We start from the raw sequence: 17,258 nt of genomic DNA, 5'->3' as shown, positions 1-17,258 counted from the left end.
ATAGATGCAATAAATCAATTTTATTTCTCAAACTAAAAAAAGCACAATAGCGAAATCGATTTTCAGGAGCGATTATGAAATTTTTCCGCATTCTTGACCCATTTACCCTTACCCTGGTTACCGTCGTCCTGCTGGCCTCCTTTTTCCCGGCGCGCGGCGAATTTGTCCCCTTCTTTGAGCACCTCACCACCGCGGCCATTGCCCTGCTGTTCTTTATGCACGGCGCAAAGCTCTCCCGCGAGGCGATTATCTCCGGCGGCGGCCACTGGCGTTTGCATCTGTGGGTGATGTGCAGCACCTTTATCGTCTTCCCCGTTTTGGGGGTGCTGTTTGCGTGGTGGGCGCCGATAAACGTCGATCCAGCGCTCTATACCGGCTTTATTTATCTCTGCATTCTGCCCGCTACCGTACAGTCAGCGATCGCCTTCACTTCGCTGGCTGGCGGAAACGTAGCGGCGGCCGTATGTTCGGCCTCGGCATCGAGCCTGCTGGGAATTTTCATTTCACCGCTGCTGGTCGGGCTACTGATGAATCTGCACGGCGCCGGCGGCAGCCTGGAGCAGGTCGGCAAGATTATGCTGCAGCTTCTGCTGCCGTTCGTCCTCGGTCATCTGTCCCGTCCATGGATTGGCGCGTGGGTGGCGCGGCATAAAAAATGGATTTCAAAAACCGACCAGACCTCTATCCTGCTGGTGGTCTACTCGGCGTTTAGTGAGGCGGTGGTGAACGGTATCTGGCATAAAGTCGGTCCAGGCTCGCTGCTTTTCATCGTCGCCGTCAGCATCGTGCTGCTGGCCATCGTTATCGCCATTAACATCTTTGTGGCGCGCAAATGCGGCTTCAATAAAGCGGATGAAATTACCATTGTCTTCTGCGGATCGAAAAAGAGCCTGGCAAACGGGATCCCGATGGCCAATATTCTCTTTCCAACCTCGATTCTGGGGATCATGGTGCTGCCGCTGATGATTTTCCATCAGATCCAGCTGATGGTGTGCGCCGTGCTGGCACGACGCTATAAACGACAGGCGGAAGAGCGGCTGGCACGTGAAAGCGCCAGCGCGCCAGAGGCTTAACGCGGCTGCTTGAGGGGCTGAACCAGCTGGGTCAGCCCTTCGGTTTTAATCAATAAGGTTAACGCCATCAGCTCGCCAAGATGCCCGGCGGGAAACTGCTCCTTACGGGCAAACCACAGCAAATACTCTTCAGGCACGTCAATCAAACGACGGCCTTTATATTTGCCAAACGGCATTTCCGTATTGGCAATCTCGATAAGCCGTTCCTTATCCACGTTAATCTCCCAACAGCCGCAGCATTTCGGCTTCATCGATCACCGCAATCCCCAGCTCCTGCGCTTTAGCCAGCTTCGACCCCGCCGCTTCCCCGGCAATCACCAGATCGGTTTTCTTCGATACGCTGCCCGCGACTTTCGCCCCCAGCGCCACCAGCCGCGCTTTGGCATCATCACGGGACAGCAGGCTCAGGCTGCCGGTCAGGACCACGGTTTTGCCGGCAAACGGGCTATCGATCTCTTCGGCATTGACCACCACCGGCGCGGGCCAGCGGACGCCCTCCGCGCGCAGCTGGGCGATAACCTCACGGTTGCTCTCTTCAGCAAAGAAATTACGCACGTGGGTAGCCACCACAATGCCGACGTCCGGCACCTTCTGCAGATCGTCAATGGATGCCTGCTCGAGCGCCTCAATCGTCGCAAAATGCGCCGCCAGCCCCGCGGCCGTTGCTTCGCCGACCTCACGAATGCCAAGCGCGTACAGGAAGCGGGCAAAGGTCGTTTCTTTCGATTTTTCCAGCGAATTGACCACGTTTTGCGCCGACTTTGGCCCCATGCGCTCAAGACCGGTGAGCTTACCCGGGCTTAAGCGGAACAGGTCGGCCGGCGTATGCACGTACTCTTTCTCAACCAGCTGGTCGATTATCTTGTCGCCCATGCCCTCAACGTCTAACGCACGACGGGAAACGAAGTGCTTTAAGGCCTCTTTACGCTGCGCGCCGCAAATTAATCCGCCGGTACAGCGCGTCACCACTTCGCCTTCCACGCGCTCAACGTCTGAATGACATACCGGGCAGTGGGTCGGGAAGAGGATTTCACGCGTATCTTCCGGACGTTCGGAGAGCACGACGTTAACCACCTGAGGAATAACGTCCCCGGCGCGGCGGATCACCACCTTATCGCCGATTCGCAGACCCAGGCGTTCAATTTCATCGGCGTTATGCAGCGTGGCGTTACTCACCAGCACGCCGGCAACATGGACCGGCTCGAGGCGCGCCACCGGCGTGATTGCTCCGGTACGGCCAACCTGGAACTCCACGTCGCGCACGAAGGTCATCTGCTCCTGAGCGGGAAACTTAAAGGCGACGGCCCAGCGCGGGGCGCGGGCAACAAAGCCGAGCTGCTCCTGAAGCGCCAGAGAATCCACTTTGATGACCACGCCGTCGATATCAAAACCTAACGTCGGGCGGTCCTCCTCAACCTTACGATAGTAAGTAAGTACTTCCTCTGGAGTGCGGCAGAGCGTTACGCGCTCGCTAACCGGCAATCCCCAGGCCTTAAACTGCTGCAGACGTCCGGAGTGACTCGCCGGCAGCTCGCCGCCTTCCAGCACCCCCACGCCGTAGCAGAAGAAAGTAAGCGGTCGCTTCGCTGTGATCCGCGGGTCGAGCTGGCGCAGGGAACCTGCAGCCGCATTGCGCGGGTTAGCAAAGACCTTGCCGCCGCTGCGACGCGCCTCGTCGTTAATTTTTTCGAACCCGGCCTGCGGCAGGAACACCTCGCCGCGCACTTCCAGGCGCGCAGGAATATTGTCACCGCGCAGCTTCAGCGGGATCGCGCGAATCGTCCGCACATTAGAGGTAATATCCTCGCCGGTGGTGCCGTCGCCGCGCGTTGCCGCCTGCACCAGCACGCCGTTTTCGTACAGAATACTCACCGCCAATCCGTCCAGCTTCAGCTCACAGCAGTAGACCAGATCGTCGCTGCTTTTCAGCCGGTCCTGAACGCGCTTGTTAAACGCGAGGAAGCTCTCTTCGTCAAAGACGTTATCCAGCGAAAGCATCGGTACTTCATGGCGAATCTGGCTAAAGGAGGCCAGAGGAGCCGCGCCCACGCGCTGAGTCGGCGAGTCGGAGACGATGAGTTCGGGATGCTCGGCTTCCAGCTCGCGCAGTTCGCGCATCAGCCGGTCATATTCCGCATCGGGAACTTCAGGGGTATCCATAACGTGGTACAGATATTCATGATGGCGAAGCGTGGTTCGCAGTTCAGTCAGTTTTTGTTCGATCGGTTCCATATCGCACCATCAATGATAAAAAACCCCCGACGGGCGGGGGTTCAGGATTGGGAGACGAAACGCAGGTCAGTGAATCAGGCGTTAGCCTCTTTCACTTCACGAATACGGTCTTGATATTCCCGCATTTTCTGCGGAGTCATCATCCGACGCTGATCGTCTAACACCACGCCACCGACTTCGTCAGCGATGTACTGTGCAGACTGCAGCATCAGCTTAAAGTTTTGCAGCTCGTCGCCGAAGGACGGCACCTGCATAAAGATAGTGACCCCAGGCGTCGTCATATCCGCCATGCTGTCCGGGTTGAAGGTACCGGGTTTCACCATATTCGCGAGGCTGAACAGGACCTGGCCGCTGCCGTCCGGGCTGAGATGACGATGGAAGATATTCATATCGCCAAATTTGAAGCCCGCCTGCTGGATGCTGTTGATCAACACCTCACCGTTGATCTGCGAGCCCTGATGCGCAGACACGTTCATCACGATGACCGTCTCTTTACGCTCTTTTGGCTGAGGGGCTGCCGGCGCGGGTTCCGCAATCGCCGGTTCAGGCGCTGGCTGAGTCGGTGCGGCGGCGGCTGGCTGGACCGGAGCAGGCTGCGGTGCGCTCTGCGCTACCGGCTGCTGTGGCGCCTGCGCTACGGGCTGATGCTGCACTGGCTGCTGCGGCACGGGCTGCGGTACCGGCTGATGCTGAGGCGCGCTGGTTTGCGGCTGCGGGGCCTGCGGCTGGTGATGGGCAGGCTGCGGCTGGCGAACGAGTTCTTCCGCGCGCACGGGCGGCTGCACCTGACGTTCGTAAGGCGGCTGATACTGGTGTTGCGGCGTCTGACGAGGTGCCTCTTGCTCCCCATTGTGACCATTTGGGGCGTGATTAACCCGATGAACGCGAACTTCACCTACGCCTTCAACATCGTCATCGAAGCCATCGCTTTCAGACTCTTCGTCATCGCGAGACTTCATACGTTTTAGTGGGCGATCGCGAAACATCGAGGAACGTTCTTTACGGCTGGTCCAGAAACCGTGTACCAGTAAAGCGATTATGGCGATCGCGCCAACAATGATTAATATCAGACGCAAATCCTGCATCATTATATTCTCTGTTGTTCTAACACCTTGCCACCACGGCAAACATTTACTTACTAAGAGTATTTGTCGATTACGCCGAGTGCAAGTGGGTCTACCGCTTTCACTACATAAAGATGAACTAAATCGTGCTTTTTGCTGCTTTTTCGAACATTTCCTAACTGGTTATTGTCCGGCAACCCGATAAAATAAGCGGGCATTCAGCCTGAATGCCAAAAAAGGAGCATCGCCTGACCATGGTTTCAACATCCACCACTTCCCCGCGTAGCGGCGTTTACTATTTTTCGCAGGGCTGGAAACTGATCGGGCTGCCGGGAATTCGTCGTTTCGTATTTCTGCCTTTATTAGTCAATATTATCCTGATGGGCGGCGCCTTCTGGTGGCTGTTCACGCGCCTTGATAGCTGGATCCCCTCGCTGATGAGCCACGTGCCGGAATGGCTGAACTGGCTCAACTATCTGCTGTGGCCGGTCATGGTCATCTCGATTCTGCTGGTCTTCGGCTACTTTTTCTCCACCATTGCCAACTGGATTGCCGCCCCCTTTAGCGGCCTGCTGGCAGAGCAGCTGGAGGCGCGCCTAACCGGCGCAACGCCTCCCGACGTCGGCGTATTCGGCATCATGAAAGATGTTCCGCGCATCATGAAGCGTGAGTGGCAAAAGTTTTCCTGGTATCTGCCGCGCGCCATCATCCTGCTGATCCTGTACTTCATTCCAGGCATCGGCCAGACCGTGGCGCCGGTGCTGTGGTTCCTGTTCAGCGCGTGGATGCTGGCCATTCAGTACTGCGACTACCCGTTTGATAACCACAAGGTACCGTTTAAAACCATGCGTGAGGCGCTGCGTACGCGCAAAATCACCAACATGCAGTTTGGCGCGCTGACCAGCCTGTTCACCATGATCCCGGTCCTCAACCTCGTTATCCTGCCGGTGGCCATTTGCGGCGCAACGGCGATGTGGGTGGACTGCTATCGCGATAAACATGCGATGTGGAAATAGGCCCTGACGGATGAGCCAGGTCCATGGATGGGCCAAAAATCGCGACTTCTCGGCCCCTCATTTTCAGCGCTACCGGGCGACGGCTTATGCCGCGCCTTATTCCTTCTGGCTTGCCATTATTTCCCTTACGAATATAGATATGCTAAATCCTTACTTCCGCATATTCTTTAAGCGGGTATGCTGAAGCCGTACTCCCAAATTTCATACAGTTAAGGACGGGCCATGAGTAAGATTTTTGAAGATAACTCCCTGACTATCGGTCATACGCCGCTAGTCCGACTGAACCGAATCGGTAACGGACGCATCCTGGCAAAGGTTGAATCTCGCAACCCGAGCTTTAGCGTTAAATGCCGTATCGGTGCCAATATGATTTGGGATGCTGAAAAACGCGGAGTATTGAAAGCGGGCGTTGAGCTGGTAGAACCGACCAGCGGCAACACCGGTATCGCCCTCGCCTACGTCGCCGCAGCCCGCGGCTACAAGCTGACGCTGACCATGCCGGAAACCATGAGCATCGAACGCCGTAAGCTGCTGAAAGCGCTGGGTGCCAACCTGGTACTGACCGAAGGCGCGAAAGGCATGAAAGGGGCGATTCAAAAAGCCGAAGAAATCGTTGCCAGCAACCCGGAAAAATATCTGCTGCTGCAGCAGTTCAGCAACCCGGCAAACCCGGAAATCCATGAAAAGACCACCGGCCCGGAAATCTGGGAAGATACCGATGGTCAGGTTGACGTCTTTATCTCCGGCGTCGGCACCGGCGGTACGCTGACCGGCGTAAGTCGCTACATTAAAGGCACCAAGGGCAAAAAAGATCTGATTACCGTTGCGGTCGAGCCGACCGATTCACCGGTGATCGCTCAGGCGCTGGCGGGCCAGGAGCTCAAGCCAGGCCCGCACAAAATTCAGGGGATCGGCGCTGGCTTTATTCCAGGCAACCTCGATCTGAAGCTGGTCGATAAAGTCGTGGCCATCACCAACGAAGAGGCTATCTCGACCGCCCGTCGCCTGATGGACGAAGAAGGTATCCTCGCCGGTATCTCCTCCGGCGCTGCCGTTGCCGCAGCCCTCAAGTTGCAGGAAGATGAGGCCTTTACCAATAAGAATATAGTGGTTATCCTACCTTCTTCTGGTGAGCGTTATTTAAGCACAGCCCTGTTTGCCGATCTCTTCACCGAGAAAGAACTGCAACAGTGATGCCAGCTTGTAAGTATCGTGTAAAAAAGCACCTTTTTAGGTGCTTTTTTGTGGCATACGTCAAAGTTTTACCCCTCCTGGCATTGATTCACCGCGTAGGGTCTGGTATTTAACCAGCACATTTATTTTGATGCGCGAAATTATTCAGAATTGGATTTCCATAAGCTGAATCGATTTTATGATTTGGTTCAAGTCTTCCTTTCGCGGCATAATGTTTAATGACGTGCCAGACGTCAACGGCCAGATGGTCCTCACAGCGGTTCACCGCTGCCGACACCTTAGCCAGACACGTAACGCCGGCGCTAACAATACAGGCTAAAGCCTGGCCGTTAGGCTAGACTTTAGGTCCACAACACTAAACCTATAAGTTGGGGAAATATAATGTTCCAGCAAGAAGTTACCATTACCGCTCCGAACGGTCTGCACACCCGCCCTGCTGCTCAGTTTGTTAAAGAAGCTAAAGGCTTTACTTCTGAGATCACTGTTACCTCCAACGGCAAAAGCGCCAGCGCCAAAAGCCTGTTCAAACTGCAAACTCTGGGTCTGACTCAGGGTACCGTAGTCACCATCTCCGCTGAAGGCGAAGATGAGCAGAAAGCAGTTGAGCATCTGGTAAAACTGATGGCTGAACTCGAATAAGTTCACGGGTTCTTTTTAATATCAGTCACAAGTAAGGTAGGGTTATGATTTCAGGCATTTTAGCATCCCCGGGTATCGCTTTCGGTAAGGCTCTCCTGCTGAAAGAAGACGAAATTGTCATCGACCGGAAGAAAATTTCTGCCGATAAGGTTGAGCAGGAAATTGAACGTTTCCTGAGTGGCCGCACCAAGGCCTCCGCCCAGCTGGAGGTCATCAAAACCAAAGCTGGTGAAACTTTCGGTGAAGAAAAAGAAGCCATCTTCGAAGGGCACATCATGCTGCTGGAAGATGAGGAGCTTGAGCAGGAAATCATAGCCCTGATTAAAGATAAGCACATGACTGCCGACGCGGCAGCTAATGAAATTATCGAAGGCCAGGCTATCGCTCTGGAAGAGCTGGATGATGAATACCTGAAAGAGCGTGCGGCTGACGTACGCGATATTGGTAAGCGCCTGCTGCGTAACATCCTCGGCCTGGCTATCATCGATCTGAGCGCGATTCAGGATGAAGTCATTCTGGTTGCCGCCGATCTTACCCCGTCAGAAACTGCACAGCTGAACCTGAACAAGGTGCTGGGCTTTATCACCGACGCGGGCGGCCGTACTTCCCACACCTCCATCATGGCGCGCTCCCTTGAGCTGCCGGCAATTGTCGGCACCGGTAGCGTAACCACGCAGGTGAAAAACGGCGACTATCTGGTTCTTGACGCGGTCAACAACCAGGTGCTGGTTAACCCAAGCAACGAACAAATTGAAGAGCTGCGCGATCTGCAGGCTCAGGTCGCTGAAGAGAAAGCCGAGCTGGCGAAGCTGAAAGATCTGCCGGCCATCACGCTCGACGGCCATCAGGTTGAAGTGTGCGCCAACATCGGTACCGTTCGCGATATCGACGGCGCTGAACGTAACGGCGCGGAAGGCGTAGGCCTGTACCGTACCGAATTCCTGTTCATGGACCGCGACGCGCTGCCGACTGAAGAAGAACAGTTCGCCGCCTACAAAGCGGTAGCTGAAGCGTGCGGCTCTCAGGCCGTTATCGTTCGCACCATGGATATCGGCGGCGATAAAGAGCTGCCGTACATGAACTTCCCGAAAGAAGAGAACCCGTTCCTCGGCTGGCGTGCCGTGCGTATCGCGATGGATCGTAAAGAGATCCTGCGTGACCAGGTTCGCGCCATCCTGCGTGCCTCTGCTTTCGGTAAGCTGCGCATCATGTTCCCGATGATCATCTCCGTTGAAGAAGTGCGTGCGCTGAAGAAAGAGATTGAAATCTATAAGCAGGAACTGCGTGACGAAGGTAAAGCATTTGACGAAACAATCGAAGTTGGCGTGATGGTTGAAACACCGGCCGCTGCCACGATTGCCCGTCACTTAGCGAAGGAAGTAGATTTCTTTAGTATCGGAACCAATGATTTAACGCAGTATACTCTGGCAGTTGACCGTGGTAATGATATGATTTCACATCTTTACCAGCCAATGTCACCATCCGTCCTGACGCTGATTAAGCAAGTTATTGATGCTTCTCACGCTGAAGGCAAATGGACCGGCATGTGTGGTGAGCTTGCGGGCGATGAACGTGCTACACTTCTGTTGCTGGGTATGGGGCTGGACGAATTCTCTATGAGCGCCATTTCCATCCCGCGCATCAAGAAGATTATTCGTAACACGAACTTCGAAGATGCGAAAGTATTAGCAGAGCAGGCTCTTGCTCAACCGACAACGGACGAGTTAATGACGCTGGTTAACAAGTTCATTGAAGAAAAAACAATCTGCTAATCCATAAGATGCGCGGCCCAAATTACTGCTTAGGAGAAGATCATGGGTTTGTTCGATAAATTGAAATCTCTGGTTTCTGATGACAAAAAAGACACCGGAACTATTGAGATTATTGCTCCGCTCTCTGGCGAGATCGTTAACATCGAAGACGTGCCGGATGTGGTTTTTGCAGAAAAAATTGTGGGTGATGGCATCGCCATCAAGCCTACCGGCAACAAAATGGTTGCGCCGGTAGACGGCACCATCGGTAAAATCTTTGAAACCAACCATGCGTTCTCTATCGAATCCGATAGCGGCATCGAGCTGTTCGTTCACTTCGGTATTGATACCGTTGAGCTGAAAGGCGAAGGCTTCAAGCGTATTGCTGAAGAAGGCCAGCGCGTGAAAATCGGTGACCCGGTTATCGAATTTGACCTGCCGCTGCTGGAAGAGAAAGCCAAGTCTACCCTGACTCCGGTTGTTATCTCCAATATGGACGAGATCAAAGAGCTGATCAAACTGTCCGGTAGCGTGACCGTGGGTGAAACTCCGGTTATTCGCATCAAGAAGTAATTCTTGCCGCAGAAAAATGGCGCCTTCTGGCGCCATTTTTTTTATCTCAACATCGCCGAATCCGGCCGTTACCCTCTTCCCGGCGCTGGCAGGATCAGCTCATCGCTACCGTGCTCCGCGGTCCAGGTCATCACCGCCAGCACCCGCTGCGCCGCTGCGCGCGTGGCGTCACCTAGCGCCTGTCCGCTCACTAAACCGCTGATCAGCTCGGCGCAGAAAAGGTCTCCCGTGCCCTTCAGATCCGTTTCTACCCGCGGATGGATAACCACCTCCACCGACTCTGCCGTCACTACCAGCACATTCATGGTGGCGCTATCGAGGCCCGGCGCGCTGGTGATAACCACCCATTTCAGCGTTTCGGACAGCAGGCTACGCGCGGCGCTCACCGCCTCCTGCTGGCTGCGGCAGGACATACCGCTGAGCGTTTCCAGCTCAAAGAGGTTAGGCGTGATCCCCTGGGCCAGCGGCAGCAGGTGGCGACGGTAGGCCTCCGGGATTTCGGCCTTAACGTAAATGCCGCTGTCAACGTCGCCGATCACCGGATCGACCAGAATACACAGCTCAGGATGGCTATCGCGGATCCGCATCAGCCACTGCGCCAGACGCTCAATCTGCACCGCGCTCCCCATATAGCCCGCGGTAACCGCCCGCAGCTCGCGTAGCGCATCGCGCTCTTCCAGCGCGCGCAGATAGCCAACGAACCACTCTTCCGGGATCACCCCGCCGTAGTACGTATCATAGTGCGGCGTATTGCTGAACAGTACCGTCGGCACCGCCATGACCCGCAGGCCGTGCTGTTCGATTGCCGGCACCGCGATGCTGTTGCCCACGCTGCCGTAAACGACCTGCGACTGCACGGCAACGATATCGACCTGCAGCGCCCGGCTTTTGTCATTGAAGAGCACCGATTGTATTTCGTCTTGCTGGCCCATCCCGTCTCCCCCCGCTGGACAGCGGGTTATACCCTGATTATTATTCGTCTTATGCTAAAATTCATTTTGTCATAGGTCAATAATGTTCGCCGGAAAAACCGCCAATGATATCTTCGATAACATCCGTCATCTGGTGCAGAGCGGAACGTTACAACCCGGCGACATGCTGCCTCCGGTTCGCGAGCTGGCTACCAGACTTGCCGTTAACCGCAATACCGTCGCCGCGGCCTATAAGCGCCTGGTGACCTCCGGCCTGGCCGTAAGCCAGGGGCGCAACGGTACGGCAATCAGAGCCCCCGGCGCACCAATGGTGCTCGAAGGCAGCGCCCAGGGCTCCGCGCTGAACGACATTTCCGGCGGCAACCCCGACCCACAGCGTCTCCCCGACCTCACCCGCTATCTTCCTGGCCTCAGCCCGGCTCCGCGCCTGTACGGCAGCGCCGCCGTCGACCCGAAGCTGGCCCGCTGGGCGCACGACTGGGTGCAAAAAGACGTGAGAGCTGAGAGCGAAATCAACCTCACCAGCGGCGCGATTGACGCCCTGGAGCGGCTCCTGTGCGCGCTGCTGCTGCCCGGCGATCGGGTGGCGGTGGAAGACCCCTGCTTTCTCAGCAGCATCAACATGCTGCGCTATGCCGGTTTTAACGCCTGTCCGGTGCCGGTCGATAGCGAAGGCATGCAGCCCACCGCGCTGGAGGAGGCGTTACGCCAGGGCGCCCGGGCGGTCATTATCACCCCGCGCGCACACAATCCCACCGGCTGCAGCCTGAGCGAGGCGCGGGCGGCAGCGATCCGCGAAATCCTGGCCCGCTACCCGCAGGTGCTGATCATTCTCGACGACCATTTTGCGCTGCTCTCCTCCACGCTGTGGCACTCTCCTCTGCCCGAGGAGACCCGGCGCTGGGCGCTGATCCGCTCGATGTCGAAGGCGCTGGGGCCCGACTTGCGGCTGGCGGTTGTCGCCAGCGATCCCACCACCTCAGCGGCGCTGAGGCTGCGCCTCAACTCCGGTAGCCAGTGGGTCAGCCATCTGCTGCAGGACCTGGTGCTGGCCTGTCTGAATGATAGTTCGTTTACCGCCTCCCTGACGGCAGCCCGCCGCGCCTACCGCCAGCGTAATGAAAGGCTGGCCAGCGCCCTTACCCGTCGCGGTATCGATAACCCTGGCCCCGGCGATGGCCTGAACTTTTGGCTTCCGCTGTCGGCACCGAGCCAGCCGCTTGCGCTACGCCTGGCCCGCGCCGGTTGGCTGGTGCGCGAAGGCGAGCCCTTTGGCATTCGCGCGCCGTCGTATGGATTACGGCTCTCGCTCGCCGCCCTCACTCCCGATGAGATTGACCGGCTGGCCGGGGATCTCTATCACGCGCTTTCCCCACACAAACCGGAGTCAATATCATGTCAAACCCGCAGCTGAAAGCGGCCATCGAAGCCTGCGACCGGGCTATCTCGCAGGAAGACTACGCCACCTTAATGGCTTACTACGCGGAAGACGCCGTGCTGGTCGTTAAGCCGGGAATGGTGGTCAGGGGCAAAGAGAATATCCGCAAGGCTTTCGTCGCGATTGCCGACTATTTTCAGCATCGGCTGGTCGTCACCCAGGGAAAAATGGAGATTATTGAAGGCGCGGGGAATGCGCTGGTGATAATGGAAACGCGGCTGGATATCCCCACCGCGGAGGGTGGTTCAACGCAGGTCACTCGCCGCGCGACCTACGTTTTCCAGCTGCAGAACGATCGCTGGCTCTGCAGCGTTGATAACTCCTACGGCACCGACCTGCTGGACCAGCCGCCGGTTTAAATACCCGCGCCCTGGGCAAAGTGCTCTTCGCCAAACACGCCGGTGGAGAGGTAGCGATCGCCGCGATCGCAGACGATCGCCACCACCACCGCCCCGGGATTTTCCCGGGCAATACGCAGCGCGCCGGCCACCGCACCGCCGGAGCTTACGCCGCAAAAAATGCCTTCCCGGATAGCCAGCATGCGCATGGTGTTTTCCGCATCCTGCTGATGAATATCCAGTACCGCGTCCACCAGCGAGGCGTTAAAAATGCCCGGCATATACTCCGCCGGCCAGCGGCGGATGCCCGGGATGCTGCTCCCCTCCTCCGGCTGCAGGCCGACAATACTCACCGGCTTATTCTGCTCGCGCAGGAAGCGTGAAACGCCGGTAATCGTACCGGTCGTCCCCATGCTGGAGACAAAATGGCTGATGCGCCCCTCGGTCTGCTGCCAAATTTCCGGCCCGGTGGTGGTGTAGTGCGCGTAGGGGTTATCGGGGTTATTGAACTGATCCAGCAGCCTGCCTTCGCCACGCTGCGCCATCTCGGCGGCGAGGTCGCGCGCGCCTTCCATTCCCTGCTCTTTAGTGACCAAAATCAGCTCGGCGCCGTATGCCCGCATGGCGGCGCGGCGCTCCTGGCTCATATTATCGGGCATCAGCAGCTTCATCTGATAGCCTTTCAGCGCCGCAATCATCGCCAGCGCGATGCCGGTATTGCCGCTGGTCGCTTCAATCAGCACGTCGCCGGGCGCGATTTCGCCACGTTTTTCCGCCTCGACGATCATCGAAAGCGCGGCGCGGTCCTTAACGGAACCCGCCGGGTTATTGCCTTCCAGTTTGACCCAGATTTCGCTGCCGTTGTCCGGCCCCAGGCGCTGGAGTTTAACCAGAGGAGTATTGCCGATGGTTTGTTCTAATGTATTCACGGTTTTTACCCAATAAAAAGGCCGGGGTCTGAGTTTACCCGGCCTGCAAACGTCCCCGGATGGCGTTGCATCCGGGCTACCTAATCCTTGCCGTCGCCTGAACGACGATAAACTGAGGGTTAAGCTATCAGGCAGATTCTGCCAGAGCAAGCTCCTCGCGCGGCTCGATGCGCTCTTTGCCGTTGTACAGGCGCGCGTTTTGCAAGCCGACAAACAGACGTTCGCCGCGATACGGCGCGTCATCGCCGGGCAGGACCACGGTCAGCGGCTCGTCATACCACCCGAGCGGCTGCACGACTAATTGGGTGTAGTGGCCTTTCGGGCTGGCTTCCAGCACCTGTACCGGCAGCGGTGAATCAAGGCTGGTACGGCGGCTGATATCGACCTCCCACGGACGCAGGAACAGATCGACCGGCCCCTGATACGCCGGGGTATAGCCCAACGGCCAGCGGTGGGCGCCAACGTGGAACTGGCCGCCGCGGATGGTCCCCTTCAGGCGGTTAACTTCGCCCATAAACTCCAGCACGAAGCGGGTAGAAGGTTCGCGCCAGACCCGTTCCGGGGCGTCGGCCTGCTCGATGCTGCCCTGGCTCATGACCACCACGCGATCGGCAACTTCCATCGCCTCTTCCTGATCGTGGGTCACAAACACGCTGGTAAACTTCAGCTCTTCATGCAGCTGACGCAGCCAGCGGCGGAGCTCTTTACGCACCTGGGCATCCAGCGCGCCGAAGGGCTCATCAAGCAGCAGAATCTGCGGCTCAACGGCCAGCGCGCGCGCAAGGGCCACGCGCTGTTTCTGACCGCCGGAGAGCTGCGCCGGATAGCGATCGGCAAGGTGCGCCAGCTGCACCATTTCCAGCAGCTTCGTCACCTTAGCCTTGATCCCGGCGGCGTTCGGCCGTTCGCGGCGCGGCAGCACCGTCAGGCCAAAGGCGATATTGTCGAATACCGTCATATGGCGGAACAGCGCGTAGTGCTGGAACACAAAGCCCACTTTACGATCGCGGGCGTGCACGCGGCTCACGTCGGTTCCGTGAAAGCGAATATGGCCGCTGGACTGATTCTCCAGGCCGGCAATAATGCGCAGCAGCGTCGTTTTCCCGGAGCCTGACGGCCCCAGCAGCGCGACCATCTGTCCGGAAGGGATATCCAGCGAGATATCATTCAGCACCTGGGTGCGACCAAAAGATTTCTTAATATTGGCAATCTCAATGCTCATGATTTCCCTCCAGCTGCGCGCGTTTTTCCTGATTGGCCAAACGCCACTGCACTAAACTTTTCAAAAACAGGGTCAAAATAGCCATTAACGTCAGCAGGGCTGCGGCGGTAAATGAACCCACGGTATTGTAATCCTGCTCCAGCAGCTCAATTTGCAGCGGCAGCGACAGCGTCTCGCCGCGAATTGACCCGGAGACCACCGACACCGCGCCAAACTCGCCGATGGCGCGCGCGTTGGTCAGCACCACGCCGTACAGCAGCGCCCAGCGAATATTGGGCAGCGTCACCCGACGGAACATCTGCCAGCCCGACGCGCCGAGCAGAATCGCCGCCTCATCTTCGTTGCTGCCCTGGCTCATCATCACCGGCACCAGCTCGCGCACCACAAACGGACAGGTCACGAAGATAGTCGCCAGCACCATGCCCGGCCAGGCAAACATAATTTGCAGGTTATGCTCATCCAGCCAGCCGCCAAGCGGGCCGTTAGAGCCGTAAAACAGCAGATAGACCAGCCCCGCCACCACCGGCGAAACGGCAAAAGGGATATCCAGCAGCGTCAGCAGAAGCTGGCGGCCGGGGAAGGTAAATCGCGTCACCAGCCAGGCCAGCAGCGTACCGAACACCAGGTTCACCGGGACCGTAATCAGCGCAATCATCACCGTCAGCCAGATCGCGTGCAGCATATCCGGGTCGGCGAGGTTTTGCAGGACCGGCATCAGGCCTTTACTAAAGGCCTGAACGAAGATGTAAACCATCGGCACGATAAGAATGAAGGCGGAAACCAGCATCCCGGTACCAATCAGAAACCATTTTCCCCAGTTGATGCGGGGCGTGTCGTAACGCTTCAATTGAGTAACTTCCGCCATTAGTGACCTACCACACGTCGACCAAAGCGACTTTGCAGGGTGTTGATGGAAAACAGCAGCAGCAGCGAGGCGGCCAGGATCACCGAGGCAATCGCGCTCGCCGCCGGGTAGTCAAACTCCTGCAGACGCACAAAAATCATCAGCGAGGTGACTTCCGTCTTCCACGCGATATTTCCGGCGATAAAGATAACCGCTCCAAACTCACCCAGGCTGCGGGTAAATGACAGGGCAACGCCGGCCAGCAGCGCCGGAGAGAGTTCCGGAAGCACGACTTTGCGGAAGCTCTGCAGACGCGTGGCGCCCAGCGTCTCCGCGGCCTCTTCGTATTCAGGACCCAGCTCTTCCAGCACCGGCTGGACGGTACGCACCACGAACGGAATGCTGGTAAAAGCCATCGCCACCGCGATACCCAGCCAGGTATAGGTAACCTTGATATCAAACTGCGCCAGCCACTCGCCGTAAAAGCCGTTGACCGAAAACAGCGACGCCAGGGTCAGGCCCGCTACCGCCGTCGGCAGCGCAAAGGGCAGATCGATCAGCGCATCGAGCAGCGTGCGGCCGGGAAAGCGGTAGCGCGTCAGGATCCACGCCATCAGCAGGCCAAACACGCCGTTAAAAATAGAGGCCACAAAGGCCGACAGCAGCGTCACCTTATACGCGGCAACCACCTGCGGGTTGGTAACAACATCCCAGTACTGTCCCCAGCTCATCTGCGCCAGCTGCATCACCAGCGCGCTCAGAGGAAGCAGCAGAATTAAACAGACAAACAGCAGGCTGGTGCCGAGGCTCAGGGTAAAGCCCGGCAGCACGCGCTTAGAGGCAACAGCAAACATTACTTACGCCCCGCCGCCAACAGTTTGTCCAGCTCACCGCCGCTGGCAAAGTGGGTTTTCATGACCTCCGGCCAGGAGCCAAACTTATCCTCGACGCGGAACAGTTCGGTCTGCGGGAACTTATCCTTCAGAGTTTCCATCACCTGCGGATTGTTCACGCGATAGTAGTAGTCGGTGATGATCGTCTGCGCCTGCGGGCCGTAGAGCCAGTTCAGGTAGGCTTTTGCCGCCTTCTCCGTACCGTTGGCTTTGACGTTTTTATCCACCCACGCCACCGGGAATTCGGCAAGAATATTGGTTTTCGGCACCACCACCTCAAACCCCTGCGCTTCATACTGCTTGCGGATGTTGTTCACTTCCGATTCGAAGCTAATCAGCACATCGCCCAGCCCGCGTTCCGCAAAGGTGGTGGTCGCGCCGCGGCCGCCGGTATCAAACACTTCGACATTCTTCAGGAACTGGGTCATGAACTGCTCGGTTTTGGCTTTATCGCCGCCGTCGGCTTTATCCGCTGCGCCCCATGCGGCTAAATAGGTGTAGCGCGCGTTGCCCGATGTTTTCGGGTTCGGGAAGATAAGCTTCACGTCGGAACGGACGAGATCGTTCCAGTCATGGATGTTTTTCGGGTTCCCTTTGCGCACCAGGAAGCCCATCGTCGAGTAGAACGGCGAGCTGTTGTTCGGCAGGCGGCTTTGCCAGTCGGCCGGGATCAGGTTGCCTTTGTCATGCAGGACCTGCACGTCGGTCACCTGGTTATAGGTCACCACGTCGGCTTTTAAGCCCTGCAGGATCGCCAGCGCCTGCTTTGACGAGCCGGCGTGGGACTGCTTAATCGTCAGCTTATCGCCGGCGTTATCTTTCGCCCACTGCTGTTCAAACGGCGGGTTAAGGGCGGCAAACAGCTCGCGAGAAACATCGTAGGAACTGTTCAGCAATTCAGTCGCCTGAGCCTGCGCAACCAGCAGCACAGAAGCAGCCAGCGCCAGGTATCCTTTGTTCAGTGATTTAACGGCCATTGCGCACCCTTATAAGATTGATGACTTTCATATGGTCATAATATTTATAACGAGTACCAAAGGAGTAACGGTTTTATATACCGTTTGGCGATTTGGAAGTAGAAAAGAGAATAAGGAGTTTGAAAACCGCGGCCAGCGGCAAC

The 17,258-nt window shown here is 57.2% G+C and carries 17 protein-coding genes; 8 read left to right on the top strand and 9 right to left on the bottom strand.

The window, feature by feature from the left end; translation table 11 throughout:
* Positions 1-74: 74 nt before the first annotated feature.
* Positions 75-1,073, top strand: a complete 999-nt coding sequence (locus MMW58_RS08280) for a bile acid:sodium symporter family protein (RefSeq protein ID WP_128877474.1) — start codon at positions 75-77, stop codon at positions 1,071-1,073.
* On the opposite strand, the gene MMW58_RS08275 is transcribed toward MMW58_RS08280, so the two are convergent.
* The 3 genes from MMW58_RS08275 to zipA form a co-directional block, all read right to left on the bottom strand.
* A complete protein-coding gene (locus MMW58_RS08275) occupies positions 1,070-1,288 on the bottom strand; it encodes a DUF3820 family protein (RefSeq protein WP_041147715.1) in 219 nt (72 codons plus the stop codon). The two genes, MMW58_RS08280 and MMW58_RS08275, sit on opposite strands and share 4 nt — an antisense overlap.
* A 1-nt stretch (position 1,289) precedes the next feature.
* Complete coding sequence (gene ligA, locus MMW58_RS08270) at positions 1,290-3,305, bottom strand: NAD-dependent DNA ligase LigA (protein ID WP_133599339.1); 2,016 nt, start codon at positions 3,303-3,305, stop codon at positions 1,290-1,292.
* A 74-nt stretch (positions 3,306-3,379) separates the two neighbouring features.
* Entirely contained in the window at positions 3,380-4,393 is a 1,014-nt protein-coding gene (zipA, locus tag MMW58_RS08265) for a cell division protein ZipA (RefSeq protein ID WP_241723103.1), read from the bottom strand.
* A gap of 230 nt (positions 4,394-4,623) precedes the next feature.
* On the opposite strand from zipA, the gene cysZ reads away from it, so the two are divergent.
* From cysZ to crr, 5 genes are all read left to right on the top strand, one after another.
* Positions 4,624-5,385 (top strand): sulfate transporter CysZ, encoded by a 762-nt coding sequence (gene cysZ / locus MMW58_RS08260; protein ID WP_133599341.1) that lies wholly within the window; start codon positions 4,624-4,626, stop codon positions 5,383-5,385.
* Positions 5,386-5,607: 222 nt separating this feature from the next.
* The gene (gene cysK, locus MMW58_RS08255) at positions 5,608-6,579 is read left to right on the top strand and encodes a cysteine synthase A (protein ID WP_041146648.1); all 972 of its coding nucleotides are present in this window, start codon (positions 5,608-5,610) and stop codon (positions 6,577-6,579) included.
* 381 nt (positions 6,580-6,960) lie between these two features.
* On the top strand, positions 6,961-7,218 hold the full coding sequence (ptsH, locus tag MMW58_RS08250) for a phosphocarrier protein Hpr (protein ID WP_000487600.1): 258 nt from the start codon (positions 6,961-6,963) through the stop codon (positions 7,216-7,218).
* Positions 7,219-7,262: 44 nt separating this feature from the next.
* Entirely contained in the window at positions 7,263-8,990 is a 1,728-nt protein-coding gene (gene ptsI, locus MMW58_RS08245) for a phosphoenolpyruvate-protein phosphotransferase PtsI (RefSeq protein ID WP_041146649.1), read from the top strand.
* A gap of 42 nt (positions 8,991-9,032) precedes the next feature.
* On the top strand, positions 9,033-9,542 hold the full coding sequence (crr, locus tag MMW58_RS08240; protein WP_041146650.1) for a PTS glucose transporter subunit IIA: 510 nt from the start codon (positions 9,033-9,035) through the stop codon (positions 9,540-9,542).
* 68 nt (positions 9,543-9,610) lie between these two features.
* On the opposite strand, the gene pdxK is transcribed toward crr, so the two are convergent.
* Positions 9,611-10,474 carry a pyridoxine/pyridoxal/pyridoxamine kinase gene (gene pdxK / locus MMW58_RS08235; protein WP_241723102.1) on the bottom strand — a complete coding sequence of 288 codons (864 nt, stop codon included), beginning with the start codon at positions 10,472-10,474 and terminating at the stop codon, positions 9,611-9,613.
* Positions 10,475-10,556: 82 nt separating this feature from the next.
* Between pdxK and ptsJ the strand changes: the two genes are divergently transcribed.
* Both ptsJ and MMW58_RS08225 read left to right on the top strand, forming a co-directional pair.
* Positions 10,557-11,888 carry a MocR-like B6 salvage transcription factor PtsJ gene (ptsJ, locus tag MMW58_RS08230; RefSeq protein ID WP_241723101.1) on the top strand — a complete coding sequence of 444 codons (1,332 nt, stop codon included), beginning with the start codon at positions 10,557-10,559 and terminating at the stop codon, positions 11,886-11,888.
* Positions 11,870-12,271: a YybH family protein gene (locus MMW58_RS08225; protein WP_123710298.1), complete on the top strand. Its 402-nt coding sequence runs from the start codon at positions 11,870-11,872 to the stop codon at positions 12,269-12,271. The genes ptsJ and MMW58_RS08225 overlap by 19 nt, the downstream gene beginning before the upstream one ends.
* Here MMW58_RS08225 and cysM read toward each other — a convergent pair.
* The 5 genes from cysM to MMW58_RS08200 form a co-directional block, all read right to left on the bottom strand.
* Positions 12,268-13,179, bottom strand: coding sequence for a cysteine synthase CysM (gene cysM, locus MMW58_RS08220; protein WP_133599347.1), 912 nt, complete (start codon positions 13,177-13,179; stop codon positions 12,268-12,270). The genes MMW58_RS08225 and cysM overlap by 4 nt on opposite strands.
* A gap of 127 nt (positions 13,180-13,306) precedes the next feature.
* The gene (gene cysA / locus MMW58_RS08215; RefSeq protein WP_123710300.1) at positions 13,307-14,401 is read right to left on the bottom strand and encodes a sulfate/thiosulfate ABC transporter ATP-binding protein CysA; all 1,095 of its coding nucleotides are present in this window, start codon (positions 14,399-14,401) and stop codon (positions 13,307-13,309) included.
* On the bottom strand, positions 14,391-15,266 hold the full coding sequence (gene cysW, locus MMW58_RS08210; RefSeq protein WP_045856202.1) for a sulfate/thiosulfate ABC transporter permease CysW: 876 nt from the start codon (positions 15,264-15,266) through the stop codon (positions 14,391-14,393). The genes cysA and cysW overlap by 11 nt, the downstream gene beginning before the upstream one ends.
* The gene (gene cysT, locus MMW58_RS08205) at positions 15,266-16,099 is read right to left on the bottom strand and encodes a sulfate/thiosulfate ABC transporter permease CysT (protein ID WP_095100406.1); all 834 of its coding nucleotides are present in this window, start codon (positions 16,097-16,099) and stop codon (positions 15,266-15,268) included. Before cysT ends, cysW begins: the two co-directional genes overlap by 1 nt.
* Positions 16,099-17,115 carry a sulfate ABC transporter substrate-binding protein gene (locus tag MMW58_RS08200; RefSeq protein ID WP_133599349.1) on the bottom strand — a complete coding sequence of 339 codons (1,017 nt, stop codon included), beginning with the start codon at positions 17,113-17,115 and terminating at the stop codon, positions 16,099-16,101. Before MMW58_RS08200 ends, cysT begins: the two co-directional genes overlap by 1 nt.
* Positions 17,116-17,258 lie beyond the last annotated feature (143 nt).

The organism is Klebsiella sp. HC6 (genome assembly GCF_022605325.1).
In the GTDB taxonomy this organism is placed as follows: Bacteria; Pseudomonadota; Gammaproteobacteria; order Enterobacterales; family Enterobacteriaceae; genus Klebsiella; species Klebsiella terrigena.
Note: the sequence above shows the minus strand (reverse complement) of the source record. Positions and strands in the feature narration are given on the sequence as shown.